General features: G+C 42.5%; 20 protein-coding genes. 8 read left to right on the top strand and 12 right to left on the bottom strand.

The window, feature by feature from the left end; translation table 11 throughout:
* The first annotated feature begins 30 nt into the window (after positions 1 to 30).
* Positions 31 to 591 (top strand): hypothetical protein, encoded by a 561-nt coding sequence (locus tag ABU615_RS02500; RefSeq protein WP_267389982.1) that lies wholly within the window; start codon positions 31 to 33, stop codon positions 589 to 591.
* 46 nt (positions 592 to 637) lie between these two features.
* On the opposite strand, the gene ABU615_RS02495 is transcribed toward ABU615_RS02500, so the two are convergent.
* The 5 genes from ABU615_RS02495 to ABU615_RS02475 all read right to left on the bottom strand — a co-directional run bounded on the left by ABU615_RS02495 (position 638) and on the right by ABU615_RS02475 (position 5,056).
* Complete coding sequence (locus tag ABU615_RS02495; RefSeq protein ID WP_180297410.1) at positions 638 to 1,048, bottom strand: RNA-binding S4 domain-containing protein; 411 nt, start codon at positions 1,046 to 1,048, stop codon at positions 638 to 640.
* Positions 1,049 to 1,157: 109 nt separating this feature from the next.
* Positions 1,158 to 2,387 (bottom strand): nicotinate phosphoribosyltransferase, encoded by a 1,230-nt coding sequence (gene pncB, locus ABU615_RS02490; RefSeq protein ID WP_100152100.1) that lies wholly within the window; start codon positions 2,385 to 2,387, stop codon positions 1,158 to 1,160.
* An 82-nt stretch (positions 2,388 to 2,469) separates the two neighbouring features.
* Complete coding sequence (locus ABU615_RS02485) at positions 2,470 to 3,381, bottom strand: PaaI family thioesterase (protein WP_367487859.1); 912 nt, start codon at positions 3,379 to 3,381, stop codon at positions 2,470 to 2,472.
* Between the two features lie 83 nt (positions 3,382 to 3,464).
* Positions 3,465 to 4,271 carry a ScpA family protein gene (locus ABU615_RS02480; protein WP_370389142.1) on the bottom strand — a complete coding sequence of 269 codons (807 nt, stop codon included), beginning with the start codon at positions 4,269 to 4,271 and terminating at the stop codon, positions 3,465 to 3,467.
* A gap of 8 nt (positions 4,272 to 4,279) precedes the next feature.
* Positions 4,280 to 5,056: a ThiF family adenylyltransferase gene (locus tag ABU615_RS02475; RefSeq protein WP_367487862.1), complete on the bottom strand. Its 777-nt coding sequence runs from the start codon at positions 5,054 to 5,056 to the stop codon at positions 4,280 to 4,282.
* Positions 5,057 to 5,158: 102 nt separating this feature from the next.
* Here ABU615_RS02475 and ABU615_RS02470 point away from each other — a divergent pair, with 102 nt between their 5' ends.
* Complete coding sequence (locus ABU615_RS02470; RefSeq protein WP_100141511.1) at positions 5,159 to 5,629, top strand: universal stress protein; 471 nt, start codon at positions 5,159 to 5,161, stop codon at positions 5,627 to 5,629.
* A gap of 168 nt (positions 5,630 to 5,797) precedes the next feature.
* Here the strand turns inward: ABU615_RS02470 and ABU615_RS02465 are convergent, their stop codons facing one another.
* The 4 genes from ABU615_RS02465 to trkA form a co-directional block, all read right to left on the bottom strand.
* Positions 5,798 to 6,340: an isochorismatase family protein gene (locus tag ABU615_RS02465; RefSeq protein ID WP_370389141.1), complete on the bottom strand. Its 543-nt coding sequence runs from the start codon at positions 6,338 to 6,340 to the stop codon at positions 5,798 to 5,800.
* 109 nt (positions 6,341 to 6,449) lie between these two features.
* A complete protein-coding gene (locus ABU615_RS02460) occupies positions 6,450 to 8,315 on the bottom strand; it encodes a transglycosylase SLT domain-containing protein (protein ID WP_370389340.1) in 1,866 nt (621 codons plus the stop codon).
* 50 nt (positions 8,316 to 8,365) lie between these two features.
* Positions 8,366 to 9,871, bottom strand: coding sequence for a TrkH family potassium uptake protein (locus tag ABU615_RS02455; protein WP_100152094.1), 1,506 nt, complete (start codon positions 9,869 to 9,871; stop codon positions 8,366 to 8,368).
* Between the two features lie 10 nt (positions 9,872 to 9,881).
* Positions 9,882 to 11,279 carry a Trk system potassium transporter TrkA gene (gene trkA / locus ABU615_RS02450; RefSeq protein ID WP_367487885.1) on the bottom strand — a complete coding sequence of 466 codons (1,398 nt, stop codon included), beginning with the start codon at positions 11,277 to 11,279 and terminating at the stop codon, positions 9,882 to 9,884.
* A 367-nt stretch (positions 11,280 to 11,646) separates the two neighbouring features.
* Between trkA and ABU615_RS02445 the strand changes: the two genes are divergently transcribed.
* The 5 genes from ABU615_RS02445 (at position 11,647) to ABU615_RS02425 (ending at position 18,164) form a co-directional block, all read left to right on the top strand.
* Complete coding sequence (locus ABU615_RS02445; protein WP_370389140.1) at positions 11,647 to 12,549, top strand: M48 family metallopeptidase; 903 nt, start codon at positions 11,647 to 11,649, stop codon at positions 12,547 to 12,549.
* A 259-nt stretch (positions 12,550 to 12,808) separates the two neighbouring features.
* The gene (gene acnB / locus ABU615_RS02440; RefSeq protein WP_370389139.1) at positions 12,809 to 15,394 is read left to right on the top strand and encodes a bifunctional aconitate hydratase 2/2-methylisocitrate dehydratase; all 2,586 of its coding nucleotides are present in this window, start codon (positions 12,809 to 12,811) and stop codon (positions 15,392 to 15,394) included.
* Between the two features lie 334 nt (positions 15,395 to 15,728).
* Entirely contained in the window at positions 15,729 to 16,661 is a 933-nt protein-coding gene (cysK, locus tag ABU615_RS02435) for a cysteine synthase A (RefSeq protein WP_100141505.1), read from the top strand.
* 190 nt (positions 16,662 to 16,851) lie between these two features.
* A complete protein-coding gene (locus tag ABU615_RS02430; protein ID WP_370389138.1) occupies positions 16,852 to 17,448 on the top strand; it encodes a DUF2867 domain-containing protein in 597 nt (198 codons plus the stop codon).
* A 218-nt stretch (positions 17,449 to 17,666) separates the two neighbouring features.
* Entirely contained in the window at positions 17,667 to 18,164 is a 498-nt protein-coding gene (locus ABU615_RS02425) for a prokaryotic membrane lipolipid attachment site family protein (protein WP_370389137.1), read from the top strand.
* 134 nt (positions 18,165 to 18,298) lie between these two features.
* Here ABU615_RS02425 and ABU615_RS02420 read toward each other — a convergent pair whose 3' ends face one another.
* The 3 genes from ABU615_RS02420 to ABU615_RS02410 form a co-directional block, all read right to left on the bottom strand.
* The gene (locus tag ABU615_RS02420; RefSeq protein ID WP_267389994.1) at positions 18,299 to 18,790 is read right to left on the bottom strand and encodes a peptidylprolyl isomerase; all 492 of its coding nucleotides are present in this window, start codon (positions 18,788 to 18,790) and stop codon (positions 18,299 to 18,301) included.
* A 53-nt stretch (positions 18,791 to 18,843) separates the two neighbouring features.
* A complete protein-coding gene (locus ABU615_RS02415; RefSeq protein ID WP_267403342.1) occupies positions 18,844 to 19,824 on the bottom strand; it encodes a class 1 fructose-bisphosphatase in 981 nt (326 codons plus the stop codon).
* 73 nt (positions 19,825 to 19,897) lie between these two features.
* Positions 19,898 to 20,746 (bottom strand): 23S rRNA (adenine(2030)-N(6))-methyltransferase RlmJ, encoded by an 849-nt coding sequence (locus tag ABU615_RS02410; RefSeq protein ID WP_370389136.1) that lies wholly within the window; start codon positions 20,744 to 20,746, stop codon positions 19,898 to 19,900.
* 178 nt (positions 20,747 to 20,924) lie between these two features.
* On the opposite strand from ABU615_RS02410, the gene ABU615_RS02405 reads away from it, so the two are divergent.
* The gene (locus ABU615_RS02405; protein ID WP_370389135.1) at positions 20,925 to 21,611 is read left to right on the top strand and encodes a glutathione S-transferase family protein; all 687 of its coding nucleotides are present in this window, start codon (positions 20,925 to 20,927) and stop codon (positions 21,609 to 21,611) included.
* Positions 21,612 to 21,651 lie beyond the last annotated feature (40 nt).

The raw sequence follows: 21,651 nt of genomic DNA, 5'->3' as shown, positions 1-21,651 counted from the left end.
TGGTCTGGATAATAATTGAGGAGAATTGTTATGCCTAGTAATTACAGTATTTTTTATGTTGATGAACCATTTAATGAGTATGCGGCGGGGGCATTAATACAAAGAGACTATTTTTTTTATAATCAGCTGAAAACGTGGAAAACTCAGGATGAGCAATTTCTGTTTGATGATATTCATGCTAAAAAATATGATGTACGCGACGGTAGCGATTGGGAAGGGGTGTTAAAGCCACGTATTAAAGAGCGTTTAAACCGAGCAGATAATATTATTTTAATATTAAGTGAGGATACTTTTCAGTCACGCAGTTTGAAAGAGGAACTTGAATATGGAATCGGGCGATTGAGGCTACCGGTAATTGTGATTTATACAGAAATACGCGAAAAGAAAGATATGCTGGTTAGTGGTAAAAATAATATGAACTTTAAGGTTCACTATTTCTGGAATAAGTTACCGCTTTTCAAAAAGTTAAAATCTCAGGTGCCGGTGTTGCATGTTCCATTCAATAAAGAAATGGTAGCTAAGGCGCTTAAAAAGAGTAATTTTGTTAGGAATACCCACATTAAGCCTAATAATTATATGCTTACTATGTAAGGTGAGTAGGGTACGTGCTTTATCCGAGCTGCTGTTGAATTTATATTCAGTCTTCCCAGTGTCTTTTTACCTTATCCAGCGCTCTGCGATCTCGTTTGGTTGGCCGACCATCGGGATAAGCAGCACTTATCTGGCTGGCCTGTTTGAGGGCTTTGAGTTCTGCACGTTTAGTGGCGACGCTTTCATCTTCGCTGTAGAGTAAACGTGCTTCAGAGGCGGGTCGGCGCATGTGATTGAGTTGCTGAACCTCAATTTTATAGGGCAATGAGTTAAGCGTCAGGTCTATACTGTCGCCTACCTGAATATTTTTACTGTTTTTCACTTTGGCTCCGTTTACCAAAACGCGTCCGAGCTCGATGTGTTTCTGAGCCAGGGCTCGGGTTTTAAAAAAACGTGCTGCCCATAGCCATTTGTCCAGTCGCATGCTGGTGGTGCTGGCATCGTTATTTCTGTTCATTTTTGGTGTGTCCTATATAGGTGTGTTTTTTTAAATGATTTAAAGCCGGTAAAAAAGTAACTCTTCTTTCTGAGTTGCTATCAGAAATAATACACTGGCTTTATTTTGTTTAATATTTGTTGATATCTGGTATATCGAATACTTGGCGCAAATAAGCCAGAAATGTGCTGTTATCAGACATGGTTTTGCCAGGTGAATCAGAAATTTTGGCTACAGACTGGCCATTGCATTCTACCAGTTTTAATACGATGTTTAATGGTGTCAATCCCATGTCACAGGTGAAGTTAGTACCGATACCGAAGCTGGTTTTAAAGCGTTTGTTAAAATGGACGTATAGATCCCACGCCCGCTGTAAGTCGAGCCCATCACTGAATGTTAACATTTTGGTACGAGTGTCAATGCGTAGTTTCCGATAATGGTTGTAGGCTTTTTCACCCCAGATATACGGATCGCCGCTGTCATGGCGTAGTCCATCAAACAGCTTTGCAAAGTATAGGTCGAAATCGCGCAGGAAAGCATCCATGCCGACTACATCAGTTAAAGCGATACCTAAATCGCCGCGATATTCGTGTACCCATGCTTCGAGAGCCGCTTTTTGGAAATCACGTAAACGTACATCCAGCGCCTGAAAGGCCTGAAGGAATTCATGTGCCATTGTGCCAATAGGTATTAGGCCAAATTCTTTGGCTATGTGAACATTGCTGGTGCCGCGAAATACGTTGGGAGCGGCTTCGCGAAGGGTTTTTACCACATGTTTTTGCCATGTATAACGATAGCGCCGGCGAGTACCAAAATCGGAAACGATAAAAGGTGAGCCATAATGTTGCTGTTCATTAGCATATTGGTGTATCAGCTCAGCTTTATTTTTTAATCGACGTTTTCCTTCAGCAATTATTTCAGGAGTTTCTAGACGACGGAAGTAAAGTTCATTGACTATCGACAAAACAAATATCTCAAAAAACATGGCCTGTATGATCGGGCCTTCTATGCGGATATTAAGATAATGGTTGTTATCGATACTGGTACTGATAAACCGACGTTTTAACTGAAACAGCTCCATGTAGTCGACAAAATCGCTTTTGATGAAGCGTAGGCTCCGCAGATATAGTAATTCATCTTCGTTGAATTTCATCTGGCATAGACGATCTAATTCCCAGTCAAGCTCTTCCAGAATATCCCCAAGCGGGTAAGCGGTTTCATGGTTATTGCGACAGCGAAATTCATAAACCCCAGTAGCTTGTGGAAACTGGTGCAGGACTACCTGAAGCATGGTGAATTTATACAGGTCTGTGTCCAGTAAAGACTGGATAATCGGCGGGCGGTTGGTATCAATAGCCATAACGCTGGGTCAACTCACTAAAATATTGCTGTTACAGAAATTGTGTAACAAAATTTCTGAAATGGACAAACAATTGATTTTTTTATTCAACTACAGGCATTTGTATCTGTGCCCGAGCAAAAGCTATAGGCTTTTCAATTCGGCTTTGCCACATGGTTGCGGTGACGTGTGAAATGCGCTTACCTGCATGAATGATCTCACATCGGGCATAACTGTCCTCTGGCCTGCCACTCAGTAAATAATCAGTTGAATAGTCAATAATTCGGGCTGGTGAAGAAAGATTTAACTCTTCCATCAGATGTAAATTTATACAGCTTTGTAAAAAACCACCGATTAGGCCGCCATGTAATGCCATCTGTATAAAATCACCTATATGGTCTTGAGAAAAAGGTAGACAATATATGCGTCTATTTTCGGTATCTGTACCGATTTTTAGATTGATGGCTTTGCTGTAGGGCATCAACTCATGGGCCTTTCTTTTTAATTCTGCGTCATAATTAATTGTGGCTCTTTTTAATTCGGATCGCTCATTTTTGAGCTGTTTCACTGTTACCTGTAGCTCTGAAAGGGATATTAGTTTGTGAACAAAGGTAGCCATGCCCAGCGCAAAGGGTTGGGTTTCATCTTCTTGATAGCAATGGCTACGTATATAGGCGATCTGTCCTTCGGTTTTGTAACAATGTGCACGTGCGTGAATAGCTTGTCCGGGTACAGGTTGTTTCAGGTAATCGATTCGCATATCTAGTGTTGCTATAGATTCAAACCGTTCGAACTGGGAGGCAAGAGTACAGGCTGAAGCCATATCTACTAGCGTCGTAATAACACCACCATGGATATTGCCACTTTCTTTGTTTTCCAGCAGTTCATCTCTCCAGTCAACAGAGATGACAGGTTCATCGGATGTGCATTCACCATAAATTTTTAGCCAACGGCAATGAGGTAAATCCAGACAAGTATTAAAAGCGGTATTAAATATAGTAGGGTTGACAGCCATGACTTTATCCAGATATATAAATTTATTTATATTAGGGTTTTTCAATAAACTTGTCACTATGTGACTGGTCTCTGATGTGGCGCTTAATTGTCAGTAGATTCATTACTGACAGCTCTAATTGATATCGGATCATCTGTTTGTTGCTGAGTAATGTACACCAAACCTTCTTTTGCGAGCTCCAGCAGTGCAATGAATGTGGTAACGACCAAAGCCAAACTATCATTACGGCAGAAAAGTTCGGTGAAATAACATTGCTGCCGAGTTTGCAGGTGTCGCAAAACCTTGCTCATCTGGGCACGTACTGACAGGGTTTCTTTAATTACATTATGGCTGCGATTGTGCTGTGAACGCGCCAGAATCGCTAACCATGCGCGGGTTAAATCAGCCACCTGTACCTGAGGTGGCTGAGTGACGGCAATGAGTTCTACTGGTAGCCATGCCCAGCCGAAATCTCGTCCAGCACGAGGTAAGGCATCGAGTCCGGCTGCGGCCAGTTTCATCTGTTCATAGGCAAGCAGGCGGCGAACCAGTTCTGCGCGCGGGTCAGTAATTTCTTCTTCCGCGGCCGGTGGAGCAGGAAGGAGCAGGCGAGTTTTGATTTCAATCAGTACCGCTGCCATTAGCAGATATTCAGCCGTTAAATCCAGCTCATGCTGCTCCATCTGCTGAATGTATGAGAGATACTGTTCGGTTATGGTGAGCATTGGAATATCGAGAACGTCGATATTTTGTTTTCGGATCAAATATAACAATAAATCCAGCGGTCCCTCGAAGCTTTGCAAAACTACTTGCAATGCATCGGGTGGGATAAACAAATCCTGAGGAATTTCAGTGACAGCTTGTCCGAATAAAATGGCAACAGTGTGTTCTGCTGGGTTAACGGTATTCATGCTTGAGCTCAGGTATGTCTGCATAGATGATCAAGACACGCCTGTGCACAACGCAGTCCAAAACTGGCAGTGACCACCATGGAAGCACCATATCCAGCGCAGGAAAGACCCTGTGGAGCGCTTGATTCTGTCTGGCAGCTACCTGCTTGTGGCGGAGTAATATTTTCGCTCGAATAAATGCAGGATATGTGCATCTTGTCTGCTGGCTGGCGACTGAAACCATGCCGTTTGCGCAAGGTATAACGCATACTGGCCAGCATGCGGTCATTAGTTACACGGCTTAAATCGGCACTTTGAATTAGGGCAGCATTTTTCTGTCCGCCGGCGCCGCCGGAAACAATAAATGGTTGGTGCTGTGCGATAAAGTAAGTAGCCATGGCTGCTTTGACACGCACCTGATCAATGGCATCGATAACAAAATCAAAGGGCTGTTTGAATATCTGGCTAATATTGTCAACATCGACGAAATCTTCAATGCAGTTAACCTGACAATCGGGATTAATGTCGGCAATGCGTTCGGCCAGTGCTTCTACTTTTGGCTTGCCAATCAGGCTGATTAAAGCCGGCAGCTGTCGGTTGATGTTGGATTCGGCTACGTTGTCCAAATCGATCAGTGTAAGAGAGCCGATACCACTGCGTGCCAATGCTTCTGCAGCCCATGAGCCAACGCCACCGAGACCAACAATGCATATATGTGCAGAGGCGAATCGTTGTAAGGAGTCTTCTCCGTATAATCGTGCAATACCACCGAAGCGGCGCTGATAATTTACTGAGGAATGGAACATCTGCGACACGTAGTAAAATCCGAAAAGCCGTTTTTAGCAGGTAGTGGTATTATACTGTATCTGCCTGATGATTCGAATTGCTAAAACGATAAGGAGAGTTTCATGTACAAACATTTACTTGTGGCGGTGGATGGCAGCCATACTTCAGAAAATGCTCTGGAGCATGCTATTGGTCTGGCTAAAAGTGAAGAAGCAGAATTAACGGTGGTAAATGTGGCCAATCCAACTGAGTATATGGCGTTGGCACCTGAGTTTCTGCAGCATGAAAGTTACGAAGCGGCTGCATTGTCTGAAGGGAATACTGTTCTGGACGATGCGGTAAATAAGGCTTTGAAACAATTGCCGCAGGACAGAGTGCACCGCCATTTGCTGATCGCCAATAAAGGAGCAAAGGAAATGGCGCAGATGCTGGTGGATTATGCTGACGAAAAAAGTAGTGATCTAATTATTTTAGGTACACATGGCCGTAGTGGTCTAATGCATTTGCTTATGGGTAGTTTTGCTGAAACAGTGATGCGTGAAACTAATCTACCGCTTTTAATTATCCGCAGTGATACTAATGGGGAAGGCTAACGCTAGTTTACATAAAATTGAAATAAAATATTTTATCCTTTAAATGAAGCTGAATCAGGAGTGATACGGATTCAGCTTTTTATTTTGTAATATTGTGCTGAGGATGAAAATAAAACTGCACCCATTTTTTATTAAGGGTGCAGTGGTAATGTGAGGACTCACACTAAATTAACGAATGAATTTTTTGTGAATTTCTCGAAATTGTGGATTATTGGCTGAACCTAGCCATTCAAATGCTATCATTTCTCGGCTAACTATATTGCATCCACTAGACTGCATGCGAGACAGACCCAGCTCCAGATCACGTTGACGGCGAGAACCTACGGCATCGGCTACAACAAATACTTCATATCCTTGCGAATGTAGGTCCAGAGCTGTTTGTAATACACAGATATGTGCTTCTATACCGGATATGACAATCTGGCTTGCATTTTGCAGATTATCAGCTGTAAGTACACCAGCAGAATATACGGAAAAGCTTTGTTTTTGTACAATTTTAGCCTGCGGCGCAGCGGTAATGATTTCTTCACGGGTAGAGCCAATTTTATCGACACAGTGTTCGCTTATGATGGTTGGAATGGCCATATCATTTGCCAATTCGGCCAGCCATACATTGCTGTTTAGTAGTTCATCGGTGTTGCTGATGGCTGGCAGCAAGCGTGTCTGTAAATCAATCATTAATACGGCGGAGCGTTTGCGGTCTAACAACATAATTTGCTTTCCCAAGGGTTGAGTAATTTACACGATAATTATGCATTATCTGTAGGTAGCGGAAAGTAAGTACGGGTTAAGGCTGGCAAGGCTGGTAAGTGCCAGCAGGTTACCGTGCCGGTACGGTACCCATACGTTCTGTCAGCGTGGTACGCGGTTCGCCAAAAAGGTTGGCATAATAAGTGGTATTGGCCATAACATTTTTGACGTAGGTACGGGTTTCGTCAAATGGAATAGTTTCGGCATAAATGGCCCCTTCCAGAGGTGTATTTGCCTGCCATCGGCGAGCGCGGCTAGGTCCGGCATTGTAGCCGGTGGTGGTGAGCACTTCATCGCCAAACTGTTTGCGTACATTGCCCATATACCAAGTTCCCATACGGATATTGCCGCGCATGGTATACAGCTCATTACTATCCATACCTAGCCGGCTGGCAATGTCACGGGCTGTAGCCGGCATCACTTGCATCAGGCCAGTTGCACCAACGTTGGAGCGGGCGCCGATCATAAAGCGGCTTTCCTGACGGATTAAGCCATATACCCACGCAGGGTCTATACCGGCTTCTTGAGCAAATGGTACGGCCAGCTCTTTAAATGGCGCGGGATAACGCAATTCGTAGTTGAGGAGGTTATCCGCTTTATCTGCACTGTAAATTCCCATTTCATAAAAACCATTGTTTTCTGCAAGGGTGGCAGCTGCGATTTGGGTGTCGTCGTTGAAGTTACGTGTAGCATAACGCCATTCTTGCTGAGCCAGTCGGCGCATTGGCCAGTTATTTTCTGCTTGTGCGGTTTTAAATAATGTAAGCGCACGGTGGATATTACCGTCAGCTGCTATTCTGTTCTGAACTTGCTGGCTGCTTTTGCCCACAGTGCTACTGGTGTTGGCTTTGCTGCCCAAAGCTTCTTTAGCTAGCAACGCATAAAAATTATGTCCGCGTTGAGCTGTTTTTTGGAATATGGCGTTCGCCTGACTATTTTGCCCCAATGAGCGGTAACTGCGAGCCAGCCAATATTGCCATGTAACTTGCTGCTGTAGCGCTGTTGGCATGCTGAGGATGATGCTATTAAGTTTTTGCCAGCGCTGCAGACGCAGTGCTGAGCGAGCATACCATTCCCACATTTCGTTATTCATCTGTGATGGGGTGGCTCGGTCAAAATAATTCAGAGCTTTAGCAGAATTGAGACTATTTGCTTGAGCCAAGCCCAATTGCGCCCAGCCGAAGCCAATTTGTTCTTTGGTGAGACTGGCTGATAGTTGCTCTAGGGTGCTAGCGGCACTGTCTTTGTTACGATTATCCTTATTGATAACTTGATACAGTAAAGCTTCTTGTGCGCCCTGACTTCCACCGGTGCTGCTGCCCAACGGATCTGGTAAGGGACTGCCTAAAGCTTGAGCTAAATTACGTGCATTAGTAATTTGATTCAGTGCCAACAGGTTGCGTACACGTCGCCACCCATTTTGGGCACTAATTTGTTGGCGTGCAGCAGCCTGTTCAAGCCAGCGATTGCATCCTAATGGCAGATTGCCAGATTCCATGCTCAAACTGGCTAATAACTCATTGTCATTATCTATGCCTGCTTGTGCGGCATAGCACCGTGTTTCCATATCGCGGAAATTTTTATCCAGAAAATCATATTGCTGGCGGAATACTGTCCAGTTGCCACGTTTACCTAACTGCTGTAACCAACTATTGCGTATGCTATTGCTCATGGCGCTGTCTGGCTGATGAGCCAGAAACTGAGCCGGTAAAATATCATCGCCATTTTTGGCTGCTTTAAGAGCATTTTGATATTGCTGAAAACTGCTGATGACTTTGTCCGGTGCTTCAGTGGCTTGCGTACCCGGCAGGATGGCTTGACCACTGTTTTTGTTGATGGGCTGGAGCGCGACTTCGTGCTGGTTGCTGCATGCGGTAAGGAGCAGCAAAGTGCCGGAAATGAGATGCTGTTGGTTAGTCAGTTTTGCTTTTAGCATCTTTAAGTGTTTAATCAATTTTTTTCCTTCAAATTTTCTCAAGTTGTATTTTATTTTTTCCAGTAAGCAGGGGTAAACAAGATAAAGACGGTAAATATTTCCAGACGTCCGAGCAGCATGATGATGATGCATAACCACTTCTGAAGGTCTGAAAGAAAAGCAAAGTTATTGGCTGGACCCACAGTACCCAGCCCAGGGCCAGCATTGGTGATACAGCTGATTGCGGCTGTCAGGGCAGACAGAAAATCCATTCCACTCATCATCAAGGCAAAGCTGAATAATATAATGGTGATTACGTACACAAACACAAAGGCCATCACTGTTAAAGCCCGCCGGTCGGGAATATGGCTGCCGTTAATTTTAACCATACTTACCGCATTGGGATGCAGCATCAGCAACATTTCGCGCAAACTGAATTTAAAGAGTACAAGCGCACGCACTGTTTTAATACCACCGCCGGCTGATCCGCCGTTAGAAAGTATGTTGGCCAGAAAAAACATCCATAAGGAGGCGATTAATGGCCATTTGGCAAAATCAGTATCGGAATAGCCATTTGCCAGCCCGATAGATATTAAATTGAAAGCCGTGTATCGAAATGCTTCACCTAGCGAATAAAAACTGTGCCACCACAAATACAAGCTGATGCCAATGATGCTGAACAACAAAACAAATAATAGTACACGGACTTCTTCATCACGCCAGTAATAACGTAATGATTTTTTTTGTAGCGCATTAAAATGATTAGTGAAATTAATAGCACCTAGTATGGTAGCAATGCTAAGAATAATTTCAATCGGTACAGAATTAAAATAGGAAATGCTGTTGTCGTGTGTAGAGAAACCACCAAGGGAAAAAGCTGACATGGCGTGACAAACCGCATCAAACCAGCTCATGCCGGCCAGACGTAAGGCCAGCAATGTAACAAAGGTAAATAATACATAAACGCTCCATAAGCGTTTGGCCGTTTCTGAAATACGTGGTGCCATTTTGCTGTCTTTGTTTACACCCGGTATTTCTGCTTTAAATAATTGAGTTCCGCCTACGCCTAGCATCGGCATGACGGCTACGGCCAGCACAATAATCCCCATGCCGCCCAGCCAGTTGAGCATATGACGCCAGAAATTTAGTGACGGGGCAAGTGTATCCAGACTGGTGATGATGGTGGCACCTGTGGTGGTGAGACCGGAAATGGCTTCAAAATAGGCATTAGTAAAACCCAGTCCGGGCAAGTAGATATAAAAGGGTAGGCAGGCAATCAGGGCAAAGCCAATCCACAGCATGAAGACCAATGTATAGCCATCACGCGGTCGCAGCTCACGGTTATAGCGCATCGTCAGCAGCCAAGTCAGCGCACACACACTCATGCTAATAGCAGCCGTAACTGCAAATGCTGAAAACACATGATCCATGTACAGTAATGAGACTACCGTCGGTGCCAGTAGCAATAATGAGAATAAAAAACCGGTTTTGGCCACAATATGAGCGGTGGGCGCAATTTTGTTGACGAAACCTGATGCCTTATGATGCACAGTAAAGCGGTTGCTGAAATGGCTCATAACATGCTGCCTATGCAAAAAAGCCCAGTTTAACCTGAATCAATTTTTCTAGATCCTGCACCGCTTTGCGTCGAGCCACGAAAAAGATTACATGGTCTCCATCTTCTAGTACTGTATCCTGATGGTACATAGTGATATTTTCGTTACGTACTACCGCGCCAAAATAACACCCCGCGGGCAAACGTAATTGGAACATGGTGCGGCCGATAAGTTTAGAAGTATGGCGGTCACCGTGCAATACAACTTCAATGGCTTCTGCCGAACCGCGGCGTAATGGATACACTGCCATGATATCGCCCAAATGTACATGAGTCAGAATAGAACCAATAGTAATCAGATGCGGTGAAATTACAATATCGATAGCACTGCCCTGCAATAAATCCACGTAACTGGAACGATTGATAATGGCCATCACGCGTTTGGCACCGAGGTTTTTTGCCAACATGGCCGACATGATATTATTTTCATCATCGTTGGTCAGTGCACAAAATACATCGATTTCATCAATATATTCGTTTTCCAGTAGGCTTTCATCCGAAGCATTTCCTACCAGAACCAGCGAATTGTTGAGGTTTTCAGCAAGCCATTCTGCACGATTTTGTTTGCGTTCGATAATTTTAATATCTAATCTAGCTTCCAGCTGTTTAGCCACGCGGTAGCCAATATTGCCACCACCGGCAATCATAATGCGACGTGTCCGCTTGGTAACTGGGCGTAGTTCGCGCATAATGTTTTCCAAATAAGCAGTTGGCGTTAAAACAAAAACTTCATCACCTTCCTGCAGGATAGTGCTGCCAGTGGGAACCAGCAATCTGTTATTGCGGTAGATAGCGCAAATTTGGCAATCCACGCCTTCTTCCAAATGCTGTTTCAGTGCACTAATAGGTTGATTAATCAGCATACCACCATTTTGAGCGCGGATGACAAGTAAACGGATTTTGTCGTTGGCAAATCGCAGGATTTGTAAGGCACTAGAATGCAGTAGCAAATTAACTATCTGTTCGGTTACAAGTTGTTCAGGGCTAATGGCTTCGGTGATGTTAAATAAGTCTAAACTGGTTTTGTATTGATTGTTGCCTGTTTCAAATTCAACGAAATCACTGTAGCGTACTCTGGCAATACGATTTGGCGTATTGAAAAGCGCATAAGCAATTCGGCAGGCAGCCATATTGGTTTCATCATTTTGGGTCAGAGCCAGAATCATGTCAGCATCCTGAGCACCGGCTGTAGACAAGACAGACGGCCACGCGCCGTTGCCGACAATGGTTTGTACGTCTAGTCGCTGATTGATTTTCTGTAAAGCAGTTTCATTGACGTCAATAATAGTGACATCATTATTGGGCATTCTGGCCAGATTGCTGGCAATGGTCGAACCTACTTGTCCACAGCCTAAAATAAGGATTTTCACGTAATTTACATCATCTCTGTGGTAATCAATAGCATTGTAGCCTTTGTGGTGCCGCGTGCAAATATTGGTGTAAAACCGCGACACAAGTATAAAAAAGCTGGCTCTAATCATTTTGTTATATTTGTTCTGTTGCAAAGACGGATGTTACTAATAATTTGCTGAATATTATTAATTTTGATGGATAATCTGAGCCATTTATCTTTGTTTTTATTTTATACGCATAAGTGTTGTTATGCGTACATGTTATAAGAGTGGTTTTAAAATTAAATAAACACCATATAATAAAACCATTTTTTACATTTATTACTGAATGTAGGACATTAAAAAGTGATATTTTTTCAACCAGTTGTATTACCGTGGATAAATCATGTATTCAATCAGACGGCAATCTAAACTAATTACACTGGCTGCCATGCTTATAGCTGTAAGTGGATGTGCGCAGGTGGCTGATGTGATGGGCTATGACACCCAAACTCTTAATAGCAGTGCGGCCAAAAGCTATACTCAGATGATAGGTAAGGCTAAAGCAGAAGGGGTGATTGAAACCAACACACCTGTTGCCAGAAGGGTACGCAATGTATTTCAACGACTGGTACCTTACGCCAATCAAGCAAACACTACTGGAGTTCCTTTTGACTGGCAGCTTAATGTTATCCGTAGTGATGAAGCAAATGCTTTTGCCATGCCAGGCGGTAAAATGGTGGTGTATACAGGCATTGTTGATCGTCTGAATTTAACCGATGATGAAATTGCTGCGATTATTGGGCATGAAATGACACATGCATTGCAGGAGCACAGTAAAAAAGCTGCTGGCCAGCAAATTTTGACTAGCGTGGCATTGGAAGTAGGCAGTGCAGTGGTGCAATCTAAAACCGGTGCCAATGCAGATAATGTCGGTGTGTATAAAGATGTGCTAAGTCAATATGGCCTGACTTTACCTTTTTCCCGTTATCAGGAATCTCAGGCAGATGCAGGCGGTCTGAGGCTAATGGCACAGGCGGGCTACAACCCCAATGCTGCCATAACAGTATGGGAGAAAATGAATAAGGTTTTGGGCAATAATAATGGTACTAGCCTTTTGTCTACCCATCCGAGCAATAATGCACGCATTAGCTCTCTGAAAAAAATGCTGCCGGAAGTTATGCCGATTTATGAGCAGGCCAGACTAAATCAGCCGGCTTTGCAAAATCCTACCGGTCGCAGCCAGTATAGTCAGGCGGGCTCAAGCTTGCGCAAAAATGCCAGTGGTAAGAAGAGAAATCGTTTCTAAGATTTTTCAGAAAGTTTGAAATATTAAAATGGTGTAATCAATGTGAAATCACCATGATTGTATTCATTTTTATTACTCTATAGCAGCCTGTAACGGGCTGCTTTTATTTTAATCTTTACATTTTCTAATATTGACTACATCACACTACAAATTGTTTCAATCGCCCCTGTTTTCGGTTATCATTCATATTATTGCAGCAGTAATGCATAATAAATCTACAAGAAAAACTTAAAAAACCATTACATTAAGGATGTTCAAGATGTTAGAAGCCTACCGCGCAGCCGCCGCTGAACGTGAAGCACTGGGTATTCCGCCTCTGCCGCTAACAGCGAAGCAAACAGAAGAGTTGGTTGAATTACTAAAAAATCCTCCCAAAGGGGAAGAAAAATTTCTGGTTGATTTACTGTCACATCGAGTGCCGCCTGGTGTAGATGATGCTTCTAAGGTCAAAGCATCTTTTCTGGGTGCTATTGCGGAGAAAACCGTAAGTAGTCCATTAATCACGCCCGTGTTTGCGGTAGAGCTACTGGGTACCATGTTGGGTGGTTACAACGTTCAGCCTCTGATTGAGTTTCTGGATTATGAAGAGTTGGCGGCTACTGCGGCAAATGCTTTAAAACATACTTTGCTGATGTTTGATGCTTTCCACGACGTGGAAGAAAAAATGCGAGCCGGTAACCGGTATGCAAAAGAAGTAATAGAGTCATGGGCTAATGCTGAATGGTTTACTTCTCGTGAAAAAGTACCGGAAAAAATCACTGTTACCGTATTCAAAGTAGTTGGTGAAACCAATACTGACGATTTGTCACCGGCACCGGATGCATGGAGCCGGCCGGATATTCCGCTACATGCACTGGCTATGCTTAAAAATCCACGTGAAGGCATACATCCAGATAAACCAGGTGAAGTAGGCCCGATTCAACAATTAGCTGAGTTGAAAGCCAAGGGTAATCTTGTGGCTTACGTTGGTGATGTTGTAGGTACTGGCTCATCACGTAAATCAGCTACTAATTCTGTAATCTGGCATACCGGTCAAGATATTCCGTATGTACCGAATAAACGGTTTGGTGGAGTATGTTTAGGTGGCAAAATTGCGCCAATTTTCTTTAATACACAGGAAGATTCAGGTGCGTTACCGATTGAAGTAGATGTATCCAAACTCGACATGGGCGATGTAGTGGATATTCTGCCTTATGAAGGAAAAATTATCAAAAATGGCGAAACTGTCGCCGAATTTGAGCTCAAATCTCAGGTTATTCTAGATGAAGTACAGGCTGGTGGCCGCATTAATCTGATAATTGGCCGCGGTCTGACTGCAAAAGCTCGTGACGCATTAAGTCTGGGACATTCTGAAGTATTTCGTTTACCACAGGCTCCTGCACCGAGCACAGCTGGATTTAGTCTGGCACAAAAAATGGTTGGCCGTGCCTGCGGCTTGCCGGAAGGACAGGGTATTCGTCCGGGTACCTATTGTGAACCACGAATGACTACTGTTGGTTCGCAGGATACTACCGGCCCGATGACACGAGACGAACTGAAAGACTTGGCTTGTCTTGGCTTTAGTGCTGATTTGGTGATGCAATCTTTCTGTCATACCGCAGCCTATCCTAAACCAGTGGATGTCAAAACCCACAAGGAATTGCCAGTATTTATGTCTTCCCGTGGCGGTGTGGCTTTGCGTCCTGGTGACGGAATTATTCACTCATGGCTAAACCGGATGCTGTTGCCGGATATGGTGGGTACTGGCGGTGATTCACACACACGTTTCCCTCTGGGTATTTCTTTTCCTGCTGGATCTGGTTTGGTAGCATTTGCTGCGGCTACTGGCGTGATGCCATTGGATATGCCTGAATCCGTATTGGTACGCTTCTCCGGTAAAATGCAGCCGGGTATCACCCTGCGAGATTTGGTAAATGCCATTCCTTTGCAGGCTATAAAAGAAGGACTTCTCACCGTAGCTAAAGCAGGTAAGAAGAATATTTTCTCCGGTCGTATTCTGGAAATTGAAGGTTTGCCGGATTTGAAAGTAGAGCAAGCATTCGAACTGACTGATGCTTCTGCGGAACGGTCTGCTGCCGGCTGTACAGTGAAACTGCATAAAGAGCCGATTGAAGAATATTTGAAATCCAATATAGTGCTCTTAAAAAATATGATTGCCGATGGCTATCAGGATGCCCGTACGCTGAAACGCCGTATTCAGAAAATGGAACAATGGTTGGCTGAACCGAAATTACTCGAAGCCGATGCGGATGCAGAATACGCTGCCATTATTGATATCAATATGGATGAAATCAAAGAGCCGATTCTAGCCTGCCCGAACGACCCTGATGATGTAAAAACTTTGTCTGATGTAGCAGGTACACATATTGATGAAGTATTTATTGGTTCCTGCATGACTAATATTGGTCATTATCGTGCAGCTTCTACTTTGTTAGACGGTAAAACAGATTTACCTGTACGTCTGTGGGTGGCTCCTCCGACCAAAATGGATGCCAAAGAACTTTCTGATGAAGGCTATTATGGTATCTTGGGTCGAGTAGGTGCGCGGATGGAAATGCCTGGCTGTTCTTTGTGTATGGGCAATCAGGCGCAGGCACGTGAAGGTTCTACTGTAGTTTCCACTTCGACTCGTAACTTTCCAAACCGATTAGGTAAGAATACGCAAGTTTATCTGAGCTCAGCAGAGCTGGCGGCAATTTGCTCTAAACTCGGACATATCCCGAACATCGATGAATATCGCGAAAATATTGCCATTATTAATGATAAAGGCATCGAAATTTATCGCTATATGAACTTTAATGAAATTCAGGATTATGTAGATGTAGCAGCCAAGGTAGATGCCTAATAACGGCATTTTATCAGTGGCTTAAAAAAGGACTACCGTAAAGGTAGTCCTTTTTTTAAATGGCGATAAAAATTTAACTTTAAGCTTTGACTGCTGGATTACTTAAATTAGCCATCAACTAAGAAATTATATGAATTATTCAGTGGCTTACTGCTATAATTAATCACCTCATTCTATGGCAATAATCAGAAAAAATCATATTTCAGCAGACATTCCCTTTATCACCGCCTATATAAATATTAATTGTATTAACCCACAGATAAATTATTTAGGTTGATAGTGGTTTTAATCTATGATGATAATCAATGCAGCTTCTCATAACAAAGGATAGACAATGAATATCGCCTCTAGCATCACTGACCTGATTGGTAACACCCCGCTGGTACAACTCAACCGTCTGAGTGCCGGTTTACCGGGCAAAGTGGTGGTTAAACTGGAATTTTTTAATCCCGGCAACAGTGTCAAGGACAGAATTGCAGCTAGCATGATTGATGCGGCAGAAAAGGCGGGTAAAATTCATTCTGATACGGTGATTGTGGAACCAACCAGTGGTAATACCGGTATTGGACTGGCAATGGTATGTGCCGCACGTGGATATAAATTAATTATTACTATGCCGGAAACCATGAGTAAGGAGCGGCGCATGCTATTGCGTGCATACGGTGCAGAACTGGTATTGACACCCGGAGCAGAAGGCATGTCAGGCGCGATTGCACGTGCACAGGCTTTTGTAGATTCAGATCCGCAGAAATATTTTATGCCACAGCAGTTTGAAAATCCGGCAAATCCAGAAATTCATCGTGAAACTACTGCACAGGAAATTTGGCACGATACTGATGGTAAAGTAGATATTTTTGTTGCTGGTGTTGGTACGGGTGGTACTATCACCGGCGTAGGCGAAGTTTTAAAAGAAAAAAAACCTGAAGTTGAAGTATATGCTGTAGAACCAGAAGCTTCTGCAGTATTGTCTGGTGGCTGCAAAGGACCACATCCGATACAGGGTATTGGTGCCGGTTTTGTACCTAAAATCCTCAATACCCATGTTTATGATGGCATTATTCAGGTTCCGAATGATGTTTGTTTTGATACTGCTCGTGCAATGGCTTCCAAAGAAGGTATTTTAGTGGGAATTTCATCTGGTGCAGCGGTATGGGCTGGCTTGCAACTGGCAGCTAGACCGGAAAACAAAAACAAACTAATTGTGGTATTGATTCCTTCTTATGGTGAACGCTATCTTTCTACACCATTGTTCGCAGATTTAGCCTAAATTTTAACTCTATGTATGATTGTGACCGAACCAGAAAAATGGTTCGGTTTTTTTATGCAGTCTAGGCTGTGGTACAAATATTTTAAATAAAAGTATATTTTTTGACTAAATTATGAAACAAAAGCAATATAAAAAATTGATTGGCTTATGAAAAAAACAAAAGCTTTCTTTTGAAAGACTCAATGGTTTATTGAGTAACATAACATTAGTAGACGAAAAGGTTGATTATTTAAGCTACCAGTCTCAAGAAAGCTGCAAAAATGTCACTGCCTACGAAGCTTATCAATTGATGATCTCCCGCCAACCAAAATGGTTGGCAGGGCTTTTTAAAATAAGGGATTTTTTGGGAAAAAGAGTCGGAATCAACCCAATTAATAGATTCAATAAATTGGAAGAAACAGAGCTGGACATTGGCAGTAAAGTCCATTTTTTTACAATTATTGAAAAACAAAAGGATACACTTACCTTAACAATAAGGGATCATCATCTCGATGTTTGTTTATGTATTCGTATTATAGAAACTAAAGACTATAAAAATAAATTATATGTCATTGCTTCAGTTAAGATTCATAATTTTGGGGGAAATGATATATGGCACCTGTGTCAATTATCCATCCTTATATTGATTATAAATTATTCGATAATATTCATTCTTAAAAAGAGAATGGTTATATACATAAAAAAACATGTTGGTTCTTGTTTAGTTCATAAATCAGAAATAGACGATGTATTTATTTATGAAACAAATATTGTATTAATTAATAAAATTGAAGGAAATAATTTTTAGTGATTTAATTCTATAAATCCATAAAAAAATCAGTTATTTAAATCTGTTTATAAACTGTGTAAATGTAAAGGCCAGCATGTGTATATATTCGGAACTTTACCATTGGAGAAGCAAAAGGCGTCGCTTACACCTTCTTTTCTGATATCATGTACAGCCACACGCTCAAGCTAGCTAGCTTTTATTTTTGTTTTAAGCAATATACGTTGAGTAAACAAATGATGAAAAAAACATTAGCATTATGTGTCTTAGCAGCCTTTTTAGGTGGTTGTTCATCTGTAGATGTACCTTTATCCGCGAAGCAGGCAAATAAAGAAGTCAAACCGGTACAGGTAGTTGACGGCACTGCGGTAAATAATGAGTATCATCTGGCCAGCAGCCACTGGTCTGATGTAGCCAAAATTCGCGATGAGGCTACCCGTTTAAGTTTTCAGGTTTCACAGGGTAGCATAACCAAAGTGCAGGCCGCACAATTGCTGGATCAGTTTCGTTTGGCTCAGGTAGGACATAATATGGTAGACGATGACATGTTTGCCATTTATTTGCGTAGTGCAGTGGAAAGTCAGCAGGGTACAATTGATACTGCACAATCCAAGGCCTATATACAGAATGCTTTGTCTGGCTGGCAGCAGCGTTGGCCGGTAATGCGTTCTAAACCAGCCAATCCGGCTTTTACAAACTTCCTTATGGAAGTAATGAATATGAAACCGCTACAATAAATAGGTAAAAATAAAATACCCTGTCTGTTGAAAGATTGGGTATTTTTGTGCGTTCAAAATTTTAATTCTATAATTTTATACGCATATCTATATTAAAAAAGCAGCCGGTCATGGCTGCTTTTTTGTTGTGCTGATTAAACAATTTCAGCTTTTTCAATTACTACATTTTCTACTGGTACATCCTGATGGCCGCCATGATTACCAGTTTTAACACTTTTGATTTTATCAACTACATCCTGTCCTTCAACCACTTTACCGAATACGGCATAACCCCAGCCGTGTAAATCAGGTTTGGTGTGATTCAGGAAGTCATTGTCTTTTACATTGATAAAAAATTGTGCGCTGGCTGAGTGAGGCTGCATGGTGCGTGCCATAGCGATGGTATATTGGTCATTTTTCAGGCCATTATTCGCTTCATTCTCAATTGGTTCATGTGTAGGTTTTTGTTGCATGTCTTTGTCGAAACCGCCACCTTGTATCATGAAACCATCGATTACACGGTGAAAAATGGTGCCATCATAGAAACCTTCACGTACATAGCGTTCGAAGTTGGCTGCGGTTTTCGGTGCTTTGTCATGGTCTAATTCGATGCCGATAACGCCGAAATTGGTAGTTAATTTAATCATGGAAATCTCCAGACGGGAGTGAAACAAAAAGTTGCAGCTTTTAGCTGCAATGGTTAATTTGCTTGATGCATGGCAGTGACGTAATCCACTTCTTCTTTGCTACCAAGTACGACAGCAACTCGCTGGTGTAGTCCATATGGCTGGATATCAAGAATATTTTGTTTGGTATCAGTGGCCGCACCCTGTGCCTGTTCAATTAACAGACTCATGGGATTAGCTTCATACATTAATCTCAGCTTGCCTGGCTTGTCAGGATTACGATTATCCTGCGGGTAAGTAAAGATACCGCCGCGCATTAGAATACGATGCACTTCCGCTACCATGGATGCAACCCAACGCATATTATAGTCTTTACCGCGGTTGCCGGTTTTACCAGCTAGCAGTTCGGCTATGTATTTCTGCATTGCCGGCTGCCAGTGTCGCTGATTGGACATATTGATAGCAAATTCCGCTGTAGTGGCTGGTATTTGCGGATTTTCCTGTGTCAGCTGAAACTGGTTTTGTTCATTCAGGGTAAACATGGCGATGCCATGTTTCAGCGTCAGTACCAGTATGGTCTGTGGACCATACAGAACATAGCCGCTGGCCAGCTGCTGACGGCCGCACTGTAAAAAGCTTTCGGTAGTCAGGGCACCAGAGGGTTTTGCCAGCACCGAAAATATGGTACCGATGGAAATATTGACATCAATATTGGAGCTGCCATCAAGTGGGTCAAAGAGAACCAGAAATTGACCATCGCTATTAGCACTTACAAAGGAATCTTCTTCTTCACTGGCCAGACCGGCGATAGCTGGATTGGAAGACAATGTGTCAATCATTATCCGGTTGGACAGTACATCCAGCTTTTTCTGCTCCTCGCCCTGAATATTGCCAGTATGGGCACTACCCAATATATTATCCAGTGCACCTAAGCGGATTTCGCGGTTGATGAGTAGACACGCATTGCTGATGCTGGTGATAACTTCAGGTAATAATGGTGTGACTGCATAGTTTTGTTGTTGCTGATACAAATAATCAGACAGTAAAACGGACATGCAAATACTCCCTTTTAAAATTCTAGGCCATTATACAGTAGCCTTGTTTGCTTGACTGATAAGCAGATGATTTTCAGGCAATGTGAGACTGTAAAACAAACTGGGCACTGTTATCCTGTGCCAGTAGCTGGGTTAATGCTGGTAAAACTTCTGCTAATTGCTGAGGCAGGGTGTAAGGCGGATTAATAATAAACATTCCACTGCCATGCATACCAAAACCGTCTGGCTGCGGGGATTTAACGTGAAGTTCTGCTTGTACAAAGTTATCTGGAACAAGTTTTTGCAGTTTTATAGGCAACTTCTGGCTTTCTACGCTGCTCAGACAAGGATACCAAACCATATAACAGCCGTTAGAAAATTTTTTTATTGCAGCTTTAAGTGTATCCACAACCTGCTGATAATCTTGTTTTACTTCATAGGGTGGATCGATTAATACTACTGCGCGACGGCTGGGTGGCGGCAGCATTGACAATAAACCCTTGAATCCATCATCACAAAAGACCTGAGCTCGGTTGGGCAATTTTATATTGCGCATATTACTTCGTAATAATTCTGCATCTGTTGGATGTAATTCAAACAGTCTCAGACGATCTTGTTCGCGAGCCACTGCCTGTGCAAGCCATGGTGAACCACAATAATAATTTTTTGTATCTGGTAGGCTGGCTATAACTACTTCACGGAAAGTTTGCAGACTGGCATCCAGATTTTCTTCATCTAAAATTCTTTTAATTCCCTCACGGTATTCGCCTACTTTTTGAGCCTCTTTGCTGTTCAGGCTGTATAGACCTGCTCCAGCATGGGTGTCTATATAGCAATATGCTTTGTCTTTAAGCTTGAAATATTCTAGAACTGATATCAGACAATAATGTTTTAGAATGTCGGCATGATTACCGGCGTGAAATGCATGACGATAGCTGAGCATGTATGTGTGACTGTTGTAAAGACTAATAAATTTGAGTTCTTATTGTACCGAATTTATGCATTAGGGTGAAAGATTCGGCTTTCATTGTTTATGGTATAAATGTTCTAATATAGTAGAAAAAATAGGTAAATAAATTAATTATTTTGACAAAAATTTTTCTATAAGGAAAACATAAGCGATGAGCTATTCTCTTTATATCGGTAATAAAAATTATTCAACTTGGTCTATGCGACCTTGGCTAGTGATGAAACATTTTCAGATAGATTTTACAGAAATAATGGTGCGTTTTGACAACTTCGATGCCGATTCAAAGTTCAAACAAACCATTTTGCCATTGAATCCTTATGGTACGGTACCGATTTTATCAGATAATGAACTGGTGATAAGCGATTCTCTTGCTATCTGCGAATATCTGGCCGAACGGCATCCTCAACTTCCTTTATGGCCTCAAAATTATAAAATTCGCGCAAAAGCAAGAAGCGTAACGGCCAAAATGCACAGTGGTTATAGTCATATACGCCAGCATTTAGCCATGAATATTGAGGCAGTCTTACCTGAAATCGGACAGATAAAACTTCGTGATTTTCCAACACTCAGAGATGAAATCAATTTTTTAGATAATCATTTATCATCTTTGCTTGCAGAATCTGAAAGCCCGTATCTGTTTGGTGATTTTAGCATTGCAGATGCATTTTATGCTCCGATGTGCTTGAGATTGAAAGGATATCAGATACCTGTTTCAAACATTCTGAACCATTACATAGAAACTATATGTACTACCGAAGCGGTGGCTGAGTGGATTGCTGAAGCTCTTGAAGAAAAAGATTTTGTCGTCATGGATGAACCTTATCGTATCTGCCGTTGAAATAAGGATCGATATAAAAATGCCGGTAAGCTTAATCAAG

It is taken from the genome of Snodgrassella alvi (assembly GCF_040741455.2).
GTDB lineage: Bacteria > Pseudomonadota > Gammaproteobacteria > Burkholderiales > Neisseriaceae > Snodgrassella > Snodgrassella alvi_E.
The sequence above is the reverse complement of the archived record's forward strand: the minus strand, read 5'-3'. Positions and strand labels throughout refer to the sequence as shown.

Excerpts from the sequence above, each read along its gene's own strand:
- ABU615_RS02500 (WP_267389982.1), top strand. The coding sequence starts at position 31 with ATGCCTAGTAATTACAGTATTTTTTATGTTGATGAACCATTTAATGAG.
- ABU615_RS02495 (WP_180297410.1), bottom strand. The coding sequence starts at position 1,048 with ATGAACAGAAATAACGATGCCAGCACCACCAGCATGCGACTGGACAAA.
- pncB (WP_100152100.1), bottom strand. The coding sequence starts at position 2,387 with ATGGCTATTGATACCAACCGCCCGCCGATTATCCAGTCTTTACTGGAC.
- ABU615_RS02485 (WP_367487859.1), bottom strand. The coding sequence starts at position 3,381 with ATGGCTGTCAACCCTACTATATTTAATACCGCTTTTAATACTTGTCTG.
- ABU615_RS02480 (WP_370389142.1), bottom strand. The coding sequence starts at position 4,271 with ATGAATACCGTTAACCCAGCAGAACACACTGTTGCCATTTTATTCGGA.
- ABU615_RS02475 (WP_367487862.1), bottom strand. The coding sequence starts at position 5,056 with ATGTTCCATTCCTCAGTAAATTATCAGCGCCGCTTCGGTGGTATTGCA.
- ABU615_RS02470 (WP_100141511.1), top strand. The coding sequence starts at position 5,159 with ATGTACAAACATTTACTTGTGGCGGTGGATGGCAGCCATACTTCAGAA.
- ABU615_RS02465 (WP_370389141.1), bottom strand. The coding sequence starts at position 6,340 with ATGTTGTTAGACCGCAAACGCTCCGCCGTATTAATGATTGATTTACAG.
- ABU615_RS02460 (WP_370389340.1), bottom strand. The coding sequence starts at position 8,315 with ATGCTAAAAGCAAAACTGACTAACCAACAGCATCTCATTTCCGGCACT.
- ABU615_RS02455 (WP_100152094.1), bottom strand. The coding sequence starts at position 9,871 with ATGAGCCATTTCAGCAACCGCTTTACTGTGCATCATAAGGCATCAGGT.
- ABU615_RS02445 (WP_370389140.1), top strand. The coding sequence starts at position 11,647 with ATGTATTCAATCAGACGGCAATCTAAACTAATTACACTGGCTGCCATG.
- acnB (WP_370389139.1), top strand. The coding sequence starts at position 12,809 with ATGTTAGAAGCCTACCGCGCAGCCGCCGCTGAACGTGAAGCACTGGGT.
- cysK (WP_100141505.1), top strand. The coding sequence starts at position 15,729 with ATGAATATCGCCTCTAGCATCACTGACCTGATTGGTAACACCCCGCTG.
- ABU615_RS02425 (WP_370389137.1), top strand. The coding sequence starts at position 17,667 with ATGAAAAAAACATTAGCATTATGTGTCTTAGCAGCCTTTTTAGGTGGT.
- ABU615_RS02420 (WP_267389994.1), bottom strand. The coding sequence starts at position 18,790 with ATGATTAAATTAACTACCAATTTCGGCGTTATCGGCATCGAATTAGAC.
- ABU615_RS02415 (WP_267403342.1), bottom strand. The coding sequence starts at position 19,824 with ATGTCCGTTTTACTGTCTGATTATTTGTATCAGCAACAACAAAACTAT.
- ABU615_RS02410 (WP_370389136.1), bottom strand. The coding sequence starts at position 20,746 with ATGCTCAGCTATCGTCATGCATTTCACGCCGGTAATCATGCCGACATT.
- ABU615_RS02405 (WP_370389135.1), top strand. The coding sequence starts at position 20,925 with ATGAGCTATTCTCTTTATATCGGTAATAAAAATTATTCAACTTGGTCT.